We start from the raw sequence: 19,763 nt of genomic DNA on the forward strand, positions 1-19,763 counted from the left end.
CTCATTGTATAAAGAAAAAAAGCAGGCTATGCCTGCTGCAAAAGAAAACAATAGATGAATGTTCGATGATCTTGCCTTAAGCCCTCATCGGTCATAGCGTTCTCGAATAATCTGCCCTAAAAATCAGCTGCCGGATTCGATCTTGCCGTGCTTCGTGATGATTTCAGCTTTGCCGCGGATTTTCACCGCCGATGTATGATCCGTAAATTGGGCGATGATGACTTCGCCTTTGTCCAGCTTCTCGGTATGATGAAACCGTGTGTCCTGCCCGCGCGTAAGGCCGATCACCTGTACGCCGTGATCCAGCGCCTTGACAACGAAATAATCGCCGTTTTGAACGTTCTCCATTCCCCAGACCTCCTCGCCGTAAATCTAAAAGAAAAGGCCGTGAACGAATTCACGACCTGTGCTCTTAGGTAATATGTAGAAATCTTTATTTGATTCCGTCTTTGAGCGCTTTACCAGGTTTAAATGCAGGAATTTTGCTCGCAGGGATTTCGATTTCTTCACCTGTTTGCGGGTTGCGGCCTTTCCGTGCGGAACGCTCGCGAACCTCGAAGTTGCCGAAACCAACCAATTGGACTTTATCCCCGTTTTGCAGTGCTTCGGAAATTGCATCGAAAACGGCATCAACCGCTTTAGTCGCATCTTTCTTGGAAAGCTCAGCAGATTCAGCTACTTGAGTAATCAGATCCGATTTATTCATTCTTTCACCTCCCTAACTAGGAATGTGCTCCACTTGCTATACACTGTTTCCGTTTTACCGCAAATTATACGTGCAATCGGGTATTTTCCCCTATTTCGCGTTTCGAATGCATGACGCGGAACAAATTTATAGTAATACAGCCATCTCATAATTTCAAGCGTTTTGCTTTAGCGGACCGGAGAAAACACGAAAAACAGCCGCTAATCGGGACTTTTGGCCCGTTAGCGACTGCGTTTTCACCACCATATTGGCGCTCACTTACAGAATGATTGCGATCAGACCGCCGGAGCCCTCGTTAATAATCCGCCCCAGCGTTTCCTGAAGCTTGTATCTGGCATTGTCCGGCATCATCGCGATTTTGCCCTGGATGCCTTCCCGGACGATGGAATGGAGGGACCGGCCGAAAATATCGGATTCCCAAATTTTGATCGGATCGTTCTCGAAGTCCTGCATCAGATAGCGGACAAGCTCCTCGCTCTGCTTCTCGGTGCCGATAATCGGCGAGAACTCCGATTCGACATCGACGCGGATCATATGAATGGACGGCGCGGTCGCTTTCAGTCTGACCCCGAAGCGGGTGCCTTGGCGGATCAGCTCAGGCTCATCCAGCGCCATTTCGGCAAGGGAAGGTGCGGCAATGCCGTATCCGGTCGTCTTGACCATCTCAAGCGCCTCTGCGAATCGGTCATACTCGCGCTTCGCATGGGAGAATTCCTGCATCAGCTGCAGCAGGTGGTCTTTGCCGCGGATTTCTACCCCGACGACCTCCATCAAAATGCGGTCGTACAATTCGTCCGGCGCGAAGAGGTCAATCTCGGCCACACCCTGCCCCATATTCATGCCGCTAAGTCCGGCCCGGTCGATAAAGTCATATTCCATGAACTGGCTTACGACCCGGTCGACATCGCGCAGACGGCGGATATCCTTCACCGTATCCCTTACCGAGTTCTCATAGTTGCTGCGCAGCCAATGGTTCTCGTTCAGCACCATGACCCAGCTCGGCAGGTTGACATTCACTTCATGAACCGGGAATTCATACAATACTTCACGGAGAACCCCAGTGACATCATCCTCGGTCATCGTGGCCGCGCTGAGCGTCATGACCGGAATATCATATTTCTCGGCCAGCTCGTTGCGGAGCTGCAGCGCCTCCTCGCTTCGAGGGCGGGTGGAGTTGATGACGACAACGAACGGCTTGCCAACTTCCTTGAGCTCCTCAATGACCCGCTCTTCCGCCTCGACATAGGAGCTGCGCGGGATTTCCGCGATGCTTCCGTCGGTCGTGACGACAACGCCGAGCGTGGAATGCTCTTGGATGACCTTGCGGGTTCCGATTTCAGCCGCCTCCTGGAACGGAATCGGCTCCTCAAACCATGGCGTGGAAATCATTCGCGGACCGTTCTCATCCTCATAGCCTTTGGCCCCTTCCACGGCATACCCGACGCAGTCCACCAGTCTTACGTTGACCTCTAATCCTTCCGTTACTTTGATCTGCACCGCATTGTTCGGTACAAATTTCGGTTCGGTGGTCATGATCGTTTTTCCTGCAGCGCTTTGAGGCAGCTCATCGACAGCTCTTACTCGATCCGCCTCGTTCGTAATGTTCGGGAGTACAACCGTCTCCATAAAACGCTTGATGAAGGTTGATTTTCCCGTACGGACGGCCCCGACGACACCTAAATAAATGTCCCCTCCGGTCCGTTCGGCAATGTCCTTAAAAATGTCCACTTTTTCCAAAAGAGATCCCCTCCTCAAATTACTCCGAAGGAAAAATGCTTTAAGAGCATCCGCTTCGTGTTCCACTCATAGCCAAAGCCATTGCAACAGATGAGCAGCTTTCACCTTTGTCGCCAGCAGTCCGCCGCCGTAGATTCCATGGGTTTATGGATGGAAACGGCAAAGCGGCGTAACTCGTACATGCATTTGGACTAGTAACATCTTATGTACCGGGTCTAAAAATATGACGGTTGCCCACGATGTCTCCGTCCATTTTTTTTGCTTTGATAGATACTTCTCTTAACTCGATCATGCTATGGGCAACCGGCATCATGCCCGCACGACTCTTTCAGATTATGTGTATGTCGCGATCTTGATAGATATTCCACTAGATTGGCAATATGGATAAACTTTTTGATCGATAGAAAAAGAGCATTCCCCAGTAGTTTAACCTACGAAGGGAATGCTCTATCGAATTATTCAGGTTGCCGGCTGCGCAACCGGCTGTTGATTCATCCAGGCATACGGCACGGATTTCACCGGAACGAAATAGGATTCCTTCTCCAGGAAAATCCTTAAGTCCTCGCCTTCTTTGGGCTCAGAGCCATCCTTCTGGACGGCCTGCATAATATCGAAGGCATAATCGGCATACACCTTGCCTGCCTCATCCATGATGAAGGTCATCTCCTGGCCGGAGAATACGCTCATCAGCTTCAACGATTTGGCATCGGTCTTTGACAGGTCCACCGCCTTATAGCCGGGATACAGCGTCTCACCGGCCGGCAGGGCTCCGTCATTGCCCATTTTGTACAAATTGACGGCACGCTGTACATCGTTGACCGCTTGAACGGTTGTCAAATCCATCACCTTGACGGTCGGATCACTTTCTTCATTAATGATCAGAAAATAGCCGGTTCCTCCTTTTTCAAAGGCGGTCGCCGGGATTTGATCGATATATCCGCGGTTCTTCAGCAGTTCAAGGTCTACCCGGTACTTCTCATAACGCGGCACCTCTGGCCCTGCCGTAATGATAGGCAGCACCCCTTGCTCCTTAAAGTAATCATCAACCGCGGATTGAATCCGCTTAACACTCTCTCTATAAGAAACTTTATTCTCGCCCGCTCCCTCGTCAGGATACAAGCATCCGGTCATCAGCAATGAGAACAACACCAGGACCAGGGCTGCAAAAAGGGGCTTTGCACTTTCTGCAGTAGGAATCATCCGATTGATCCTATTCAAATCAACATCATCCTTCGCTTAAATAAAGTCATCCGCATCCCGGTTTCGTGCGGCCTCCAGCTGTTTGCGGATAGCCGCCTTCAGCGGATCCTCGGGAATGCTTACCTGTAAGTCTCCAGTGATCTTCGTCTGGCAGGACAGCCGGTAGCCCTGCTCCAGCAGGGCGGAGCCCAGCTTCCTCCGCTCCTTGTCCTCAGGGGGCAGGCACGACTCGCGCTCTCCCTCCGGGATGATCACCTTGCACATCAAACAGCCGGCTTTGCCGCCGCAGCGGGTCGGGATGCGCACGCCGGCCCGGCGGGAGGCGTCCAGCACGTTCGTCAATGGACGAACCTTGGCCTTCTTGCCATCCGGCTGAAACAGCACCTCGTAATCCAATGGCTAGTGCACTCCTCTCCTGCCTTGTATGTATGGGACCGTGCAGAGCACCATCGGCACTCAAATCAAATGGTCAAGCAGACCGCTCAAGGTCGAACGATGCTGCATGTTGAGCCTGTTCCGGGTTAAGATCTTCGAGAGCAGCGGAAGATGCTCATTCGGGTTCAGCAGGATGGCAGCGGCAATCGCTTCATACCGGTCCGGCCTGGCTCGCAGCACATTGAATACCAATTCATGCGACAGCGGCATTAAACGGACAACCGTGCCCTGAATCCGATGCTCCGGCGCCGCATGATGCAGCAGCGGACCGATTTCCACACGATATTCGGATCCCCCCGTCATGACGGTAAAGCCACCCACCAGCTCGATAGATACGCCGTACCGACCATAGTGGCTCAATATGGAGGCATACATACCTTCTTGATCCAGGTGAGGCGCGTCTTCCGCCCAATCGGCAAGCGAGGCATGCAGCTCATGGACGCTTTCCGCATCCGTATAAATATCGATATCTCTCGGCGGCTTGTCCAGCTGTACGCCTTGAAGAAGCAAGCTGCAGCTTCCTCCAAGCACCCACGGCTGATCCGTAAGGTTCAGCTTGCAGACAGTCTCGTACAGCAGGCTCTCAAGCCCTGGCAGATCACTCAGCTTCATTCGGCACCCCTTTTACCATCTTGACGCGATCCTTTCCTGTTGTTAAATAATTGAAGCCAGTCCAATGATGAAGCCCACGATCATCATCATAAAGGCCACGAACGACAAACCACCGCGTATAAACCCCTTGGTCTTGCTTCGCGCAAGCGTAACGACGATGACGGACAGAGCCATAATCAACAATGCGACAAGGGACAGCCACATCTTTTGCATCGGATCCATGTCACGAAACTCTCCATTCTCTCATGTAATATTCAACCTATTATACCATGAAAACCGCATCCGCTCATCCAAGCGCTGCCCAAAAAGCAAAAGCCGCCACCCGAGAACGGGCGCGGCTTCGGCGCCAAACACGCTTATGCGAACCTATTTGTTCATCATCATTTTCATCAAGGCTTCCATATTGCTCGGATTCATCCCGCTCTTCTTAACAGCTGCAATAATTTCCTGAACCGTATCTTCACTGACAGGTATATTCGCCATGGACGATACCTGCTTGATCAGCTGACGGAGCTGGGCTTCATTTTGCATGGTAGACGGTTTTACCGTACTAGCCAGCTTATTGACAGCCCCTGCAGAAATTTTTTTGCCGCTTTTTTTGTTAATCGCGTTCAAAACATCCTTGTGAAAGCTTTTGCTCATTTCCACCCCTCCTCCGGGCATCCTCAACTTAATATATGAGGAAGTCCTCGGATTGGTGAATAAGCTAGGTATGCCATTGCTCCCAAGTTTCGAGCGGCATCATTTCCATCTCGGTCTTCGGCCCGCGTCCCATCAGCCCTTCCACAGCGCTTCGAGGGTCGCGGTTTTCGAACAGCACGTGATATAACTGGTCCGCAATCGGCATCTGGACGCCGTACTTTTGAGAGATGGTATAGGCTGCCTTGGTCGTCCGAACGCCTTCCACAACCATCCCCATGGAGCTTAACACCTCATCCAGGCTCTTGCCCTGTCCCAGCATGGAGCCTGCACGCCAGTTTCGGCTGTGTCGGCTCGTCGCGGTGACGACGAGATCGCCGATTCCCGCGAGGCCGGCAAAGGTTAACGGGTTCGCCCCCATCTCCATGCCGACGCGCAGCATCTCGGCAATGCCTCTCGTAATCAGCGCCGCTTTCGCATTATCGCCAAAGCCGAGCCCATCGGACATGCCCGCTCCGAGCGCGATAATGTTCTTTAAGGCACCTGCCAGCTCAACGCCCAGCATATCCCGGTTCGTGTACACCCTGAAATAGGTATTCATGAATAAATCTTGAGCGGCTTCGGCCGCGTTCGCATCCGCGGAAGCCACGACTACGGTCGTCGGACACCGTCTTACCACCTCTTCCGCGTGGCTCGGCCCCGATAACACGACGATCCGTCCTTCCTCACAGCCGAGTTCTTCGGCAATTACCGTTGACATCCGCTTTAACGAATCGAGCTCGAAGCCCTTCGTTGCATGGATGACAAGCATCTCGTCATTCCAGTGCTCCTTAAGCTGCCCGGCAACCTCACGCATGGCTGAGGATGGAGCGACTATCACGACGGCAGCTGCCGATTGAACGGCTGCTTTCATATCGGTAGTCGCTTGTATATTGGAGGGGAGTGTTATCCCCGGCAGATACCGATTGTTGGTGTGTGATTCGTTAATCTCCCGAGCCTGCTCCTCCGTTCTGGTCCAAACCCACACTTCCCGGTTGTTGGAAGCGAGAACGCTTGCCAGCGCTGTTCCCCAGCTTCCAGCAACGAGAACGGCCACTTTGTCAGACAACGCGCTTTCCTCCTTTATCCTTGCCTTTACCGCCGGAGCCGAGCTTGTTCTCGCGGCCCTGTACGATCTTCACAATGTTGCTGCGGTGTCGCCAGAAGGCGAATATGCATATTATGAGACTTGTCCAAAATACCGGCCAAGGATACCCGGCAATCAGCAAAAATATCGGTGTAAGCACAACGAAAATAAGAGACCCCAATGAAACGTACCGGGTAAATACAATCGACGAAATGGCGATGATGCCTGCATAGAGCGCAGGCAGGAAGCAGAGCGTTGCAAGCACGCCGATCGCCGTCGCGATGCCTTTGCCCCCGCGAAAGCGGAAATAAAGCGGCCAATTATGGCCAATTATGGCTGCAATGCCGCAAAGACCCGGCAGCCATTCATTGTCTCCGCCCAGCCACCGGCCAATCCATACGGCTGCAATGCCTTTGAGAACGTCGAGTGCAAGCACCAGGATTGCAGGTCCCTTTCCAAGGACACGAAGGGTATTGGTCGCCCCTGCGTTGCCGCTGCCGTGCTGCCGTATGTCGATTCCCTTGAGAAACTTGGCAAACAGCACGCTAAAGCTCACCGAACCCAATAAATAACATACAAGTATCGCTACGATCTCCAGAACCAAGCTATTCTCCCCTAACTCTCATCAGACTTTCTTCGTGTAAATATCCTGATGGGTGTACCTTCAAAATCAAATGCGGCCCGGATCTTGTTCTCCAGATATCGTTCATAAGAGAAGTGCATCAATTCCGGGTCATTAACGAATACAACCATCGTCGGCGGTTTGACCGCTACCTGTGTTGAATAGTTAATGCGCAATCTTCTGCCTTTGTCTGTAGGAGGCGGGTTGATCGCAATCGCATCGGAGATAACGTCATTCAGCAGATGCGTCTGGACGCGCAGCGAGTGCTGCTCTGCCACATGCTTGACTACCGGCAGCAGCTTATGCAGCCGCTGTTTGGTCTTGGCCGACAGGAATACGATCGGCGCATAGGTCATGAACAGGAAATGGTCCCGGATCTTGCGCTCGAACTGCTGCATCGTCTTGTCATCCTTCTCGACGACATCCCATTTGTTGACAACGAACAGGGAAGCTTTTCCGGCCTCGTACGCATAGCCGGCGATATGCTTGTCCTGCTCGATAATGCCCTCTTCGCCGTTAATCAGAACCAGAACAACGTCCGCCCGCTCAATGGCGCGCATGGCGCGCATGACGCTGTATTTCTCCGTCGTCTCGTACACCTTGCCGCGTTTTCGCATGCCGGCCGTGTCGATCAACACATAACGCTGACCGTCCTTCTCGAATGGGGTATCGATCGCATCGCGGGTAGTGCCGGCAATATCGCTGACGATGACCCGCTCTTCGCCTAGGATGGCGTTGACAAGCGACGATTTCCCAACGTTCGGACGTCCGATCAGCGCGACACGGATCACGTCCTCATCATAGTCGTCGTCCGCCAGATCCGGCAGGTTCTCAACGACCACATCCAGCAGATCTCCGATCCCGGTGCCGTGGCTTCCGGATATGCCTACCGGATCGCCGAAGCCAAGGGAATAGAATTCATAAATATCTTCAGCGCGCTTCAAATTATCCACTTTATTAACCGCGAGAATGACCGGTTTGCCCGACCGGAACAGAATCTGTGCCACTTCCTCGTCAGATTGCGTCACACCGGTCTTCGCATCGCACATGAAAATAATGACGTCTGCTTCTTCGATTGCCAGCTCAGCCTGCATCCGGATCGACTTCAAGATCATGTCGTCTCCGTCGATCTCAATTCCTCCGGTATCGATCACGCTGAACGCTTTGCCGTTCCATTCGGCGCTTCCGTATATCCGGTCTCGGGTTATGCCCGGTTTATCTTCAACAATGGCCAGTCTATCGCCGATCAGCCTGTTAAAAATCGTTGATTTGCCAACATTTGGCCTTCCGACAATGGCCACTACGGGTCTTGCCATATTCACTCCTCCTGTCAATTCTTACGATTATCATCATAGCAAAAATCGTTTCAATTGGCTAACCTTTCATATCATTTCTATTATGCTCTTCCCCATGTTACAACATCCGCTTGCTTTCGTCCCTAACAAAAACAAACGGCGAACCCAGAAATGTGGGTTCGCCGACTCGTTATGACAGGTCAATAGACCGTACATGACAATTTTCGGGCTTACTTGAACTTGCTCAGCTTATCGCCAAAGCGCTCTCCAAGCGTTACGCTCATACCCTGATTGTTCAAAGAAACGTTCGGGTTGTCTTTCAGATCGATTTTAGGACCTTTGGACGGTTTTTCTGCTCTAGGAGCTTGTGCCGGCGCTTCCTCTGTTTCTTTAATGCTCAAGCTTACGCGCTGCTCGGAAGGATTGATGTCAAGAACTTTCACTTGAACTTCCTGTCCTTCTTTCAGCACCTCTTGCGGAGTGCCGATGTGCTTGTGCGAGATTTGAGAAATATGAACCAGGCCTTCTACGCCAGGAGCCAATTCAACGAATGCGCCAAAGCTTACAAGACGCTTAACGACGCCTGTAACGATGTCGCCGGTGTGGAATTGCTCGCCTGCAGTTTCCCAAGGTCCTGGGCCGGCAGCCTTGATGCTGAGGCTGATTTTTCCTTTTTCAGGGTCAACCTTAAGCACCTTCACGCGAACCTGATCTCCTTCGGACAATACGTCGGAAGGCTTATCCACGTGGTTCCATGCGATTTCGGATACGTGAACCAGTCCGTCAACGCCGCCTACGTCAACGAATGCGCCGAATTGGGTCAGACGCTGCACCGTGCCCTCGAGCACTTGACCTTCTTTAAGCTCGGCCATCACCTTTTGCTTGTTGGCTTCGAATTCCTCTTCCAGAACGTCCTTCTGGGAAAGGATCACCTTGTTGTTCTCACGGTCAAGCTCCTTCACTTTTACGCGAAGCGTGCGGCCTTTGTAGTCGCTGAAATCCTCTACAAAGTGACGCTCTACCATGGAAGCAGGGATAAAGCCGCGTGCGCCAACGTCTGCTACAAGACCGCCCTTAACGACGTCTGCAACAGTCACTTCGAACACGTCTTGTGCTTCGAAATGCTTCTCCAGTTCATCCCAAGCGTTCTCGGCGTCGATTGCGCGCTTGGACAGAACAAGGCTTTCCTTGTCGTCGTTAATGCTGACAACCTTGCACTCAACCTCTTGGCCAACCTGAACCGCATCGGATGCGTTGTCCAGCTGTACAGAAGACAGTTCGCGAACAGGAATTACGCCGTCGTATTTATATCCAATGCTTACATAAGCCTGGTTGTCCTCCAATTTGACGATCGTCCCTTTCACGGTGTCCCCTTTTTTCAAGGATACGATTTGGTCGAGCTGCTCCTGGCTTTGCATTTCAGCAGACTCTTGATTTCTTGTTTCTTCCGACATGTCAAATAACCTCCTCAATTCAAACCCCATTTATTTAAACTCGCATAGGCGAAGTTCAAAACATAATTGCTGTAGTATCTTTCCATGAAAATGGCGCTTTTTATGCATCAAACCGATTCATCCGTTCACGGTCGGCTTACCGGTTGCCCGCATTTCATGGATTTTACTCATAATGATTTCAGTTGCGGCATCGAGCGCTTCCGGCGATTTGTCGCCTTCGAAACGGGATAAGTCTACGGGTGCTCCGTAAATGATCTTAACCTTCCGAAACAGCTTGTAATCTCCGATGATCGCCGCCGGAATGACCGTCGCGCCGCTCCGGAGCGCAAAGCTTGCCGCCCCCCGCTTCGCTGCCGTTGCATCCGAATTCCGGGTGCCCTCCGGGAAAATCCCCATCACTTCACCCTGACGCAGAATGGTCAGTGCGGTCTTGATCGATTCCTTGCTGACGCCGCCGCGCTTTACCGGAAATGCGCCAAGCTTGTCAATCAGCCATCCGAATACCGGAATTTTGAACAGCTCCGCTTTCGCCATAAATTTAACCTGGCGCTTCACGTGAATGCCGACCGAAATCGGGTCGCGCACGCTGAGATGATTGCTGCAGATCAGTACGCCGCCCTCGGAAGGGATATTATGTACGCCGACAGATTCAAACCGGTACAGAATAGCGAACAAACCGCGGACTACCGCTCTGCAAAAAACGTAAATCATGCCTTCCTCTCCCCATCCAATACAGTTTCGCAATATGAAAGAATCGCTTCGACCACCTGGTTGATATCCATATGCGTCGTATCCAGAACGATGGCGTCCTCCGCACATCGAAGCGGCGATACTTCACGCTCTGCATCGAGACGGTCGCGCTCTGCGATATCATGTTCCAGCTGTTCCAGCGTAATGCTCTCGTCGCGAAGCTCATTGAACCGGCGGAGCGCTCGCTCCTTGACGCTGGCCGTCATGAAGATCTTGAGTTCAGCGTCCGGTAGAACCGTAGTGCCGATGTCGCGTCCGTCCATGACGACGCCTTTCTGTGTCGCCATTTGCTGCTGCAGATGGACAAGCTTGGTCCGCAAGCCTTCGATCCGCGCATACTTGGAAACGGATGCACTCACCTGATGCAATCGGATATACGGTGTGACATCTTCCCCATTCAACAACACCATTTGGCCTGTTTCATGCGGTTTTAATTCAATCACCATATTTTGCGCATGTTGAAGCACTTTTTCGTGATTTTCTGCATCAATTCCTTGATTCAGCATAAACCAAGTGACCGCCCGGTACATGGCGCCGGTATCCACATAGATGTATTGAAGCCTGCTGGCCACCATACGTGCTACTGTGCTTTTACCCGCCCCTGCAGGACCGTCGATGGCAATATTGATTCTGTCCTGGTAACCTGTCCCCTGCATAACCAACGGGGCATTCCTCCTCAAAACGTACGTCTCCAGCCCATCTGTCGCTTCTAGCATTTTTCATGAAACGGATCAAATGACAGATGATTTTAGAGAAAATAAGATAAGAAAGTGCAAGATTAGACTCATACCTTCTTAACCTTCAAGAAAAAAGCAGGCGCCTGCCTGCGACGTGAAAATTATACCACACTAGCTGGAGTGATGCAAAAGAGAAGGGGTGTTTCCCCCCATCCAATCGTTGACATTTTGCTCGTTTACGGGGACTCCCTCCATCTGCTGAACCGGCGAAATATAGGGCCTGGCAGGCTCATAATGCAGCAGCAGCTGCATGATCACCAAAGCTGCCGCGAGACCGATCAGCACGCGGAAGAGCAGCTTTCCGGCCAGCGCTTCCAGGGCTTGTCCGATCGAATCTTGCGCTTCACCGGGCTCTATTTCCCGCTGCCCCCTGATCGATTTGCTTTGCTCCTCGGTTATGACACAACATTCCTTCCATCATGAAATTTCCGGTAGTGTGCCACAGCCTGAACGAATATATGCATCCAGGCGGTCAGAGATTATCGATTTCGCAAATCAAACTGTCTCTCGAAGCAGTACCGGATCAGTTTTTGACGTTCCATGTCCAGAATCTGGGTGAATTTCATCATAACGATGCTCCGGCCCACGGGAAGCTCTTTCAACCGGACGACTTCACCTTCGAATGGGATATGCTCAACCGATCCGTTCTTATAGGGAACCAGAATCCAGCAATCCAGAAGATCCCCCTCTTTGAGCGACTGGCCCGGCTCCAAATAAAGCGAGATGCCGCCGCCCCCGACATCCTCGGTCTTGGTTAGAAACCGGGCTCCGTCCTTTGCCGTCACGGCTACTTCCAGCTCGGATTGTACCCGTAGGAAGCCTCTTCTCTGCACCTTCGTAATCTGGTCGGACTCCGGCTTCTTGATCCGCACCAGCTTGATGACGTCCTCATGGTGGCTCAGCACATAGGAATTAAAATAATTCTTTACACCGCCTTCGGTCAGAAAGTAAGCGGATATCTCATCGCCGATATAAAGCTTCTTCAGTCTTCCTGTTCCTTCTTGAAGGGGAACCTCCATATAAATCGATTCGCCGTCCATGTCGGAAATGCGGGATTTATACAAGACCTCGGCTTCCTTCTGATCCCCCGTATCGAGCTGGATATAGAGGACCTCATTGATCTTCGGATACAAAGCGCTCACCTACTATTTCTTCATAATCAATAATTCCCATTATATCACGGGCAGGCGGTCTTTATGGGATAATTTGAACGAATTTCGCGCGGTCTGTCGAGCCTTGTCCTTCCATGTTTCTCCATCATACAAAAAGCCGCCCAAGCAATGAAGCTTGAGCGGCCCGCCCTCAAAACGTCCGTTTGTTATCTTATCGAATTCCGGCTTGCGCGTCTTTTACGACTTCAACCGTCTCTTCCAGTCCGGTATCCGCATTGATATAGATCCGATACTGCGACCCGTTGATGCGCCCTCCAAATTCATAGCACAGCACATCCTCGTTGCGGTCGTTTTTGATTAACGCCTTGCGGTTGTACAGAATTTTGTACTCCGGGTTCAGCGTTTTCTTCGCTTGGGCGAGCTTCAGCTTAGGCTGCGGGATCTCACGCTTGATCTGGTGCTCGTACACAAAATCGCTTGCTTGAAATCCGAGGACCTCCCCGTTGTCCATGGCTGAACGGACCGTGATCTTCTCCGGATAGATGAGAACGCCGTCCTCCTCACGCACGAAGGAGAAGTTCGCCATATTGTCATATTGGTCTGCGGACACCGCCGTCATATCGGTATAGCCTTTTCTAGCAAGAAAATCCTGTGCCTTATCGATGGCATCCTGCACGGAAACTTTCTTCGCGCCTACATTGCGCTCCTTCGTGTACGCGATCAGCTGGCCGCCCTTCTCGGTGAAGTCCATGCTGATCTTGTGGCCCCGGTTTTGATTCACATGAACGGTATAGGATGACCAATCGGTCCCCTTCCCGTTTTGGGTTACCCGTACCCTGGCGTTCCCGTCCGAATCCGAGAATTTCAGCGCTTTGCGTTTGACGTCCTCTGCGGAGACAGGCATGCCGGCCAATTGCTTCACGGACCTGCGGTCGTAAATGCTGCTGACCGAAGGGCCCCAGTCCAGCTCGGGATAAGCTTCGACCTTTTTGTCAACGGTTCTAAAGCCGTCGATAATGGAGTTGTCCTGCGTATTGTTCGACACGAGCGCAGTTTCGACATCCATCCAGCGCAGCCCGCTGGCAATGACCTTGTTCTGCACCGATTGAAGATCCTTCGTAATTTCACCGGAATTGGCGTAGAGTGTTTTGAGCGTCTTGACTTCATTTTCGCTCAGCGGCTCCTTCGTCAAATCACGAACGCCTGTCTTATAGGCGAAATTAGAGATGCGGGACAGGAATTCTTCCGTCTTGTTGAACGGCAGCAGACCCAGTGGCAGCTGGTTGATCTCATTTTGAGCTTCGCTCGTAATGCGCCAAACGTTCATGAGGCCTTTCCGGTGCATTCCCTGAGAAGTGGAGCTGACGGCGAGCGTATTCCCTAACTCGGCATGCAGCCGGTCCATATGATAGGACAAATCATGAAAGGCGCGTTGATACTGGTTTTCTGCATTAATCAATATCGCGTTCTTCTCTTTGTTCTCCTGATATCCCCACACCAAAGCCCCGATCAACAAAACGGTGGCGACAGGGAACAGAATCGCGCTAAGTCGTTTATACATGATGCGTTAGTCTCCTTTCTTCTACTCACTGCCGTTAGTTTGACTAGAAAAAAGAAGTCTTATGCATCGCTGTACGATCACTTCATGTTTTAGAAATCTTCCTCAATCTCGAAATGATCACGATTGTTGCATAAGCATTGCTTAAAGCCGGTCTCGATCCGGCCGTGCTCCTTCTTTCCGCGAAGAATGAAGCGCTCGCCGCAATCCTTGCACAAAATTTTCACCTTGATACGCAAAAAAGACACCTCCAGAGCTATATTGGCGTTTATGCCGTCAGCGTAAGCGCCTATAGCCCCAGTGTGTCCTTTTTGATTACGTGTTAATCTCTTCCTCCCGGTTGATAAAACGAAAAGGCGAGCGATTGTTTGCTCTGGAGATTTTCCCCATGCCTCCGTACCACAACAGTACCATCAGCGGAACGATAAACCAGATCCACGTATGCGTCAAGAGGTTTAAAATCAAATCATACAGTCCATGCCATATCCAAGGGACGATGAACGAAAGAGCCAGATAAAACCTCTTCCGATTCTCCCCTGAAAACCTGGCGTGCCCGATATAGTAGCCCATAATAACGCCAAACATGGCGTGACCGGACACCGGGAGCAGCGCTCGAAGGAACATGGGACCGAATGCAGCCTGGCTGTACCATGCGTACAGCAAATTTTCTACTGTAGCAAAGCCCAACGAAATCGCCGCAGCATATAGAATCCCGTCGTAAGGCTCATCGAATTCCGTATGGTTGAAAATAATGTGATACATGACAAACCATTTCAAAAACTCCTCAATGCCCGCAGATACGAGCAATGATTGGACAACCGGATGATCGCCGAGCCAAAGTATCATTCCCCGCTGCAGAATCATGACAGGAAACACGATCAGAACCCCAAGCAGAAATACCTTGATGACCATATGCAAAGGTTCCTGATCATACCTGTCCTTCAGGTAAAAATACGTGAGCAACGCGAGTCCCGGCGCCAAAGCCGACGCTATGATCGAGAACACCAGCACCAAATTTCCCCTCCGTTAGTTTCGAGCCTCTAGTCCGGCACTCACGCCCACATTGTATTAATGCTGACGCTGGAAGTGACTGCAAATAACCTCAATCGCTTGCTGAGGCATGATCTTCTTCCCGTACTCCTCCAGCATAGCCTCCGTTACCGAGGAGGATTCGCCGAATTCTGCCAGAACTGCAATGATCGCCGGCAACTTGTCGCTCTGAAGCTCCTCTGGCTCCAGATACAAAAACCATCTATCCATATAGTGATAAAGCGTACCTGCTCCGTCCACGAGGTCCTTCAGCATATGCGAAGCTTCAATGAGCACTTCGAAATCCTGGAACACATAGACGATTTTATCACTTTCATCCAGCGTTACTTCCATTTCATAAATCTCGTCCGGCATATCGTCTTCGGACAAGCCGCCGAAATGATGATCGTACTTCCCTCTCGTCACAATTACCACCATGCCCTGGGCAGGCAGTGCAAACACCTCAACGGCAAGCGGTCCGGTGGCATCAAATCCGAGCTCACTGTATGCCTGATCCATCATCTCTGTAAACAGGTCATAAACTTTAGGTATTTCCTGCCACATTTCTTCCTTCTGGATCCCACGCTCACTCAGATCGTCAAACGTGAGGAAAATCCGTATCTTATCTTGACTCAAACGTTCTATTTTCATGACAGGATCCTCCTAACGTATACAAAAGTTTATAACAAATTATGATGTCTGGATTATGACGTGATAAAAATGGTTTTATATAATTGATTTTATCATTTAATACCCGTAAATGCACGTAAATATGTAGTTTAAGAAAAAAGAATCATTCACAGGGATGGAAGGATGGTTTCCCCACGGAATGATTCAAAAAGAATTGCATCGTTTACAATCCCGGTAAGACGGTATGCGTTTCTTTCAAGATTTGCTCAACCTCTTGTTTCACGTCCGGATTGCTGCGGATAAAATCCTTCAGCTGCTTCAGGTTGGCAGCCTTCGAATTAGACGATGACGATACCCCTGCAGCTCCAACGGGATTAGCGGAATCATGTCGGCTTGAACTGGGACGCACGCTTTCTTGGCTTGAGCCATTGTTATTCCCGATTCCGTTTTGAATCTTGCTTAAAGCGGTGTCGGCGAAACGGCCAACATTAACGTCTTTCATCATCGAGGCGAGCGACAAACTGCCTTTGCGGGATATCATACGGCTTGCTACCGCACCGATGATTACACCGTACAGAAATGACGAAGTCTTCACAAATGATACCTCCTTCTATGTTAAACTCAGGGTTAGTGTTCTCGCGCCGGAGGCAACTCATGCTACATAAATACAGGAAAGAGAGATGGAATCATGGTTAAAACGACAACAAAGATCATCCTGCTGGCCTGCTGCATTCTGCTCAGCGCCTGCGGAAACCAAGGAAACGGCCAGAACCATAATAGCGTGCCCGCTGATTCAGGCAATCCGATTATGCCAGATACGAAAACGGCTGAGCCGGTGACGCCTCAGGAACAAGAAGCCCCTCCTGCTGCCGTCGATAAGGAGTCGAGCGGAACTGCCGGCGGTACGAAAGTACGCGGCACTGCTGATGAACAAGCCAGCGAGCAGCCGGCAGCTGATGAGAAGCCGGAACTCAAGTATCACATGAATAAGGTGTACCGCATCGTCCCGAATGACGAATCCGTGCCTTCTAAGGTCGTGCTGCTCACCTTCGACGATGGACCGAAGGATGCGGACATGATCAACCGACTGATCGACACGCTGGACAAGCACCAGGCCAAGGCTATTTTCTTCGTTAACGGATACCGTGTAAAAGCCAATCCCGAGCTGCTCAGCATCATCCATGACCGGGGGCAAATCATCGGCAATCACGCTTGGGACCATATCGACTTGAAGCAGGAGAGCCAAGCAAAGGTCCGTCAGCAAATTGAAGATGTACAGCAAATTGTGAAGGATACGATCGGTACGGAGCCTGCGTTTTTCCGACCTCCGTTCGGGTCGGGCGGAGATGCCGTCAAGGATATCGCTTCAGAGAATGACTTGCTGTACATGACATGGTCGAACGGCTCGCTGGACTGGGAGAGCAAAAATAAAAACAAGCCCGAGGCGGTCATCAACAACGTGCTGGAGCAGCTCCATCCGGGCAGCAATATTTTGATGCATGAGCTTCCCTGGACGGTCGAAGCGCTCGACGATTTGCTGACCAAGCTGGAAGCCAAAGGTTATGGTTTCGTGGATCCCCGGGCGATTGAGCCTCAGATCCGCTGATTACAACACAAAAAAGCCTTCTTCTCCTTGCTTTATCTGGAAGGAAGAATGAAGGCTTTTTCACATTTTACGCAAAGTCAGCACATGGTACTCCGCCGGGCATAACAGCCGTAGAGGGATGTGCGAGGTTCCGAAGCCCCGGCTGATCAGCATGCGCGTGTCCGGAAGCTTCTCGCTTGCAGCCCTTGGAATCGAATACCAGCCGGACTTGAAGGATTTGTAGAAACGCTCGAGCCGGACCGCGCCCGCAAGCGGAAGCACGATTTGTCCGCCGTGCGTATGGCCGGCAAGCAGCAGATCACAATTCGCCTCTTCCCTGCCCTTAAGCCAAACCGGATCATGCACGAGCAAAATATGGTATTCGTCGCCGTGCAGGCTGCCTTTGAATTGGGAATAAGGATGCCGCTTGCTCTTAGGCTGGCGAATGCCGCTAAGGGAGACGTAGTCATTCCCAACCGTGATCCGGACCGTTTTATCGCTCAGCAGGGTCACGCCGGTTTCCTTGAGCACCTTCTTCACCGCATCCTTGCCTGCGTACAAATCGTGGTTGCCGAGGACCGCATAGACGGGTCCAACCCGCCGGAGCACCTCCATGTTATGCCTCAGCCTCTCCAGGGGAACACCTCGCTCCGTAATGTCGCCGCCAAGCAGGACGCAGTCTACAGGCTGCAGCGCAGCCATCAGCTTCCGTTCCGACAACTCCCTCCGATGGATATCGGTCAGGAACAGAATTCTGAATCCGTCGAAGGACGCCGGGATTCGCTCCGTCACCACTTCTTCCTCGCGGACCCGGTAGCCCTTCGCTTCGGCGCTCATCCAGCCTAGAACACCGACTCCCGCTGCCGCAGCACCCGACAGCCACAACCATATGCTCATAATAACTCCTTTATCAGCTCGCTTACGGGCGGCGCCCCGATCAGCCCCCACCACAGCAAGCTGGCCATCAATAAAATAAATATGACGATTAATGAGTTCACAAACCATTTGCTCATCCGGACACGGTAGGAAGAATATGTATGCGTTCGCCGCGGAGCTGTGGCTTCCTCCATGTTGTCCTGGGTGGCCGATTGCTTTCTGCGGGACCGTGATAGCCCTTCTTCCGCGCTGGCTGTGTATGTCCGCCGCTCTTCGGCCATCCTCGGCTTGGACCGGCTAAGCCCGGTATATTCGGTATATTCACCAGCATCCTGTCTTGTCGGCTTTGCTGCCGGCGATGGAGGCGAGACAGAAGATGCTTTGTTCTTCCGGCCTTTGTTTCGGCTCCGGTGTCTTTCCATTCTGCTAAGTTCGTTCATTCTCCTCTTTCCTCCGAAATCGAATCAGCATTCCCGAAATGAAATCGATCAGGAAATGGCACAGGATCGGTGCCCATAATGTTCCCGTATAAATATAGACAAGACCAAGACCGTAGCTGCTCAAGAATACCCAGCCGGTCGGAAGCCAATGCTTCAGATACCTGACATGGATCAATGCAAATAAAATGCTGGTCCAATATGGCCCGAATGCATGCTGAATCGCTCCCCGAAACAGAAGCTCCTCGCATACGGAAACGACGATCGCTATAACGAGAATATGCCATACTGGCCGATTCCGGAACAGCATCTCGTTGATTCCCCCGTCATCCATACTGTCCTCGGACACAAAGCGGGATAGTATCAAATCCACAACAAGCATGGCCGCTGCGAGCCCCAGCCCCCAATACAGAAACTCCAGCTCCTTCGGCACAGCGAGAAGCGCCAGTGGGTTCCGGCCCTGGAACAAAATCCAGATCAGGCCGACAATGAGCGTGAGCGCTTGGGTCAGGTACAAATTAATAAGAAGAAGTCGGTCGTTTAGCTGGTGAGCTTCGATTCTTTTCACTCTTATTTTAAATTTTTTCATAGAAGTTGTGCCTGTCTTTCATCTTTGTATTTGAACGGTTCGATGCTTCTTCACCCTAAATCCGACAAATCCAGGGCTAATGCGAAATATGGCGGGCATATGCATCATAGCAAATTCTTGGCATGACATTCAAGGCTGCCGTAAGCATAAGACCGTTTATTGCCCTATTATACCGATGATCGCCACCTATTGACACAATGTAAAAGCCATGATACATTATGAAAAAATTAATCTCGTACAAAACCGATGATGGAAATAAGAAGCTGTTACGCCTGCAGAGAGCCGATGGTTGGTGAGAATCGGCGGCGGAAGGTTATTCTTGAGCGTTCCTGAGATATTTCGCTGAAATCAATAGTAGGCGCAAATCGGATGATTCCGTTACCAATCATGGTCTGATAAGACCGCTTGAGGCTGTTCGAGTTTACGGACAGCGAATAAGGGTGGCACCACGAATAACTCTCGTCCCTTACTACGGAGGTAGTATGCGGAGTCGGGAGTTTTTATATTTCCCGGTCCTTTGCTACGACACCGCGTCAATTGCTATAAGAAACCAAGCCTTACCAAACCAACGGTATAACGGATGCGCGTTAACCGGCGCGCTCCTTATTCAATATTTGCAGCACTATTTATAGAG

Annotated in this window: 26 protein-coding genes and 1 other annotated feature; of the genes, 2 read left to right on the forward strand and 24 right to left on the reverse strand. The window is 51.3% G+C overall.

Going from position 1 to position 19,763, the window contains the following annotated elements; all coding sequences use genetic code 11:
* Positions 1-123: 123 nt before the first annotated feature.
* The 15 genes from mtrB to J2Z18_RS30360 all read right to left on the reverse strand — a co-directional run bounded on the left by mtrB (position 124) and on the right by J2Z18_RS30360 (position 11,565).
* On the reverse strand, positions 124-348 hold the full coding sequence (mtrB, locus tag J2Z18_RS09840) for a trp RNA-binding attenuation protein MtrB (protein WP_007129816.1): 225 nt from the start codon (positions 346-348) through the stop codon (positions 124-126).
* Between the two features lie 85 nt (positions 349-433).
* A complete protein-coding gene (hbs, locus tag J2Z18_RS09845) occupies positions 434-706 on the reverse strand; it encodes a non-specific DNA-binding protein Hbs (RefSeq protein ID WP_007129815.1) in 273 nt (90 codons plus the stop codon).
* Between the two features lie 258 nt (positions 707-964).
* Positions 965-2,443 carry a stage IV sporulation protein A gene (gene spoIVA / locus J2Z18_RS09850; protein ID WP_007129814.1) on the reverse strand — a complete coding sequence of 493 codons (1,479 nt, stop codon included), beginning with the start codon at positions 2,441-2,443 and terminating at the stop codon, positions 965-967.
* Positions 2,444-2,902: 459 nt separating this feature from the next.
* Positions 2,903-3,661: a YphF family lipoprotein gene (locus J2Z18_RS09855; protein WP_312889585.1), complete on the reverse strand. Its 759-nt coding sequence runs from the start codon at positions 3,659-3,661 to the stop codon at positions 2,903-2,905.
* Between the two features lie 18 nt (positions 3,662-3,679).
* A complete protein-coding gene (locus J2Z18_RS09860; RefSeq protein WP_007129812.1) occupies positions 3,680-4,039 on the reverse strand; it encodes a 2Fe-2S iron-sulfur cluster-binding protein in 360 nt (119 codons plus the stop codon).
* Positions 4,040-4,099: 60 nt separating this feature from the next.
* Positions 4,100-4,690 carry a nucleotidyltransferase family protein gene (locus J2Z18_RS09865; protein ID WP_007129811.1) on the reverse strand — a complete coding sequence of 197 codons (591 nt, stop codon included), beginning with the start codon at positions 4,688-4,690 and terminating at the stop codon, positions 4,100-4,102.
* 42 nt (positions 4,691-4,732) lie between these two features.
* Positions 4,733-4,912 (reverse strand): DUF2768 family protein, encoded by a 180-nt coding sequence (locus tag J2Z18_RS09870; protein WP_007129810.1) that lies wholly within the window; start codon positions 4,910-4,912, stop codon positions 4,733-4,735.
* Between the two features lie 144 nt (positions 4,913-5,056).
* Positions 5,057-5,332, reverse strand: coding sequence for a stage VI sporulation protein F (locus J2Z18_RS09875; protein ID WP_007129809.1), 276 nt, complete (start codon positions 5,330-5,332; stop codon positions 5,057-5,059).
* Positions 5,333-5,396: 64 nt separating this feature from the next.
* A complete protein-coding gene (locus tag J2Z18_RS09880; RefSeq protein ID WP_007129808.1) occupies positions 5,397-6,437 on the reverse strand; it encodes an NAD(P)H-dependent glycerol-3-phosphate dehydrogenase in 1,041 nt (346 codons plus the stop codon).
* Entirely contained in the window at positions 6,430-7,059 is a 630-nt protein-coding gene (gene plsY, locus J2Z18_RS09885; RefSeq protein ID WP_007129807.1) for a glycerol-3-phosphate 1-O-acyltransferase PlsY, read from the reverse strand. The genes J2Z18_RS09880 and plsY overlap by 8 nt, the downstream gene beginning before the upstream one ends.
* Positions 7,060-7,070: 11 nt before the next feature.
* Positions 7,071-8,393, reverse strand: coding sequence for a ribosome biogenesis GTPase Der (gene der, locus J2Z18_RS09890; protein ID WP_007129806.1), 1,323 nt, complete (start codon positions 8,391-8,393; stop codon positions 7,071-7,073).
* A 209-nt stretch (positions 8,394-8,602) separates the two neighbouring features.
* Entirely contained in the window at positions 8,603-9,826 is a 1,224-nt protein-coding gene (gene rpsA / locus J2Z18_RS09895) for a 30S ribosomal protein S1 (RefSeq protein ID WP_007129805.1), read from the reverse strand.
* A 117-nt stretch (positions 9,827-9,943) separates the two neighbouring features.
* Positions 9,944-10,537, reverse strand: a complete 594-nt coding sequence (locus tag J2Z18_RS09900; RefSeq protein ID WP_007129804.1) for a lysophospholipid acyltransferase family protein — start codon at positions 10,535-10,537, stop codon at positions 9,944-9,946.
* On the reverse strand, positions 10,534-11,238 hold the full coding sequence (gene cmk, locus J2Z18_RS09905; RefSeq protein ID WP_007129803.1) for a (d)CMP kinase: 705 nt from the start codon (positions 11,236-11,238) through the stop codon (positions 10,534-10,536). Before cmk ends, J2Z18_RS09900 begins: the two co-directional genes overlap by 4 nt.
* Before the next feature lie 186 nt (positions 11,239-11,424).
* Entirely contained in the window at positions 11,425-11,565 is a 141-nt protein-coding gene (locus J2Z18_RS30360) for a YpfB family protein (RefSeq protein ID WP_245255945.1), read from the reverse strand.
* Between J2Z18_RS30360 and J2Z18_RS30365 the strand changes: the two genes are divergently transcribed.
* The gene (locus J2Z18_RS30365) at positions 11,548-11,736 is read left to right on the forward strand and encodes a hypothetical protein (RefSeq protein ID WP_040738557.1); all 189 of its coding nucleotides are present in this window, start codon (positions 11,548-11,550) and stop codon (positions 11,734-11,736) included. The two genes, J2Z18_RS30360 and J2Z18_RS30365, sit on opposite strands and share 18 nt — an antisense overlap.
* 56 nt (positions 11,737-11,792) lie before the next feature.
* On the opposite strand, the gene J2Z18_RS09915 is transcribed toward J2Z18_RS30365, so the two are convergent.
* The 6 genes from J2Z18_RS09915 to J2Z18_RS09940 form a co-directional block, all read right to left on the reverse strand.
* Positions 11,793-12,455, reverse strand: a complete 663-nt coding sequence (locus J2Z18_RS09915) for a flagellar brake protein (protein WP_040738555.1) — start codon at positions 12,453-12,455, stop codon at positions 11,793-11,795.
* 181 nt (positions 12,456-12,636) lie between these two features.
* Entirely contained in the window at positions 12,637-13,986 is a 1,350-nt protein-coding gene (gene ypeB, locus J2Z18_RS09920) for a germination protein YpeB (protein WP_007129801.1), read from the reverse strand.
* An 89-nt stretch (positions 13,987-14,075) separates the two neighbouring features.
* A complete protein-coding gene (locus J2Z18_RS09925) occupies positions 14,076-14,222 on the reverse strand; it encodes a hypothetical protein (RefSeq protein ID WP_007129800.1) in 147 nt (48 codons plus the stop codon).
* A gap of 76 nt (positions 14,223-14,298) precedes the next feature.
* Positions 14,299-14,994: a glutamic-type intramembrane protease PrsW gene (gene prsW, locus J2Z18_RS09930; protein WP_007129799.1), complete on the reverse strand. Its 696-nt coding sequence runs from the start codon at positions 14,992-14,994 to the stop codon at positions 14,299-14,301.
* A 57-nt stretch (positions 14,995-15,051) separates the two neighbouring features.
* Positions 15,052-15,663 carry a genetic competence negative regulator gene (locus J2Z18_RS09935; protein WP_007129798.1) on the reverse strand — a complete coding sequence of 204 codons (612 nt, stop codon included), beginning with the start codon at positions 15,661-15,663 and terminating at the stop codon, positions 15,052-15,054.
* Positions 15,664-15,865: 202 nt separating this feature from the next.
* Positions 15,866-16,237, reverse strand: coding sequence for a hypothetical protein (locus tag J2Z18_RS09940; RefSeq protein ID WP_007129797.1), 372 nt, complete (start codon positions 16,235-16,237; stop codon positions 15,866-15,868).
* Between the two features lie 93 nt (positions 16,238-16,330).
* Here J2Z18_RS09940 and J2Z18_RS09945 point away from each other — a divergent pair, with 93 nt between their 5' ends.
* Positions 16,331-17,248: a polysaccharide deacetylase family protein gene (locus J2Z18_RS09945; RefSeq protein WP_007129796.1), complete on the forward strand. Its 918-nt coding sequence runs from the start codon at positions 16,331-16,333 to the stop codon at positions 17,246-17,248.
* Between the two features lie 60 nt (positions 17,249-17,308).
* On the opposite strand, the gene J2Z18_RS09950 is transcribed toward J2Z18_RS09945, so the two are convergent.
* Genes J2Z18_RS09950 through J2Z18_RS09960 form a run of 3 tightly spaced genes read right to left on the reverse strand, consistent with a single transcriptional unit; the run spans position 17,309 to position 19,129 of the window.
* Complete coding sequence (locus tag J2Z18_RS09950) at positions 17,309-18,124, reverse strand: metallophosphoesterase (protein WP_007129795.1); 816 nt, start codon at positions 18,122-18,124, stop codon at positions 17,309-17,311.
* Positions 18,121-18,543 carry a hypothetical protein gene (locus J2Z18_RS09955; protein ID WP_007129794.1) on the reverse strand — a complete coding sequence of 141 codons (423 nt, stop codon included), beginning with the start codon at positions 18,541-18,543 and terminating at the stop codon, positions 18,121-18,123. The genes J2Z18_RS09950 and J2Z18_RS09955 overlap by 4 nt, the downstream gene beginning before the upstream one ends.
* The gene (locus tag J2Z18_RS09960) at positions 18,530-19,129 is read right to left on the reverse strand and encodes a CPBP family intramembrane glutamic endopeptidase (RefSeq protein ID WP_007129793.1); all 600 of its coding nucleotides are present in this window, start codon (positions 19,127-19,129) and stop codon (positions 18,530-18,532) included. The genes J2Z18_RS09955 and J2Z18_RS09960 overlap by 14 nt, the downstream gene beginning before the upstream one ends.
* Positions 19,130-19,366: 237 nt before the next feature.
* Positions 19,367-19,599: a binding site (T-box leader), on the forward strand.
* Positions 19,600-19,763: the final 164 nt, after the last annotated feature.

Origin of the sequence: Paenibacillus lactis (assembly GCF_017873605.1) — a bacterium.
GTDB lineage: Bacteria > Bacillota > Bacilli > Paenibacillales > Paenibacillaceae > Paenibacillus_AQ > Paenibacillus_AQ lactis.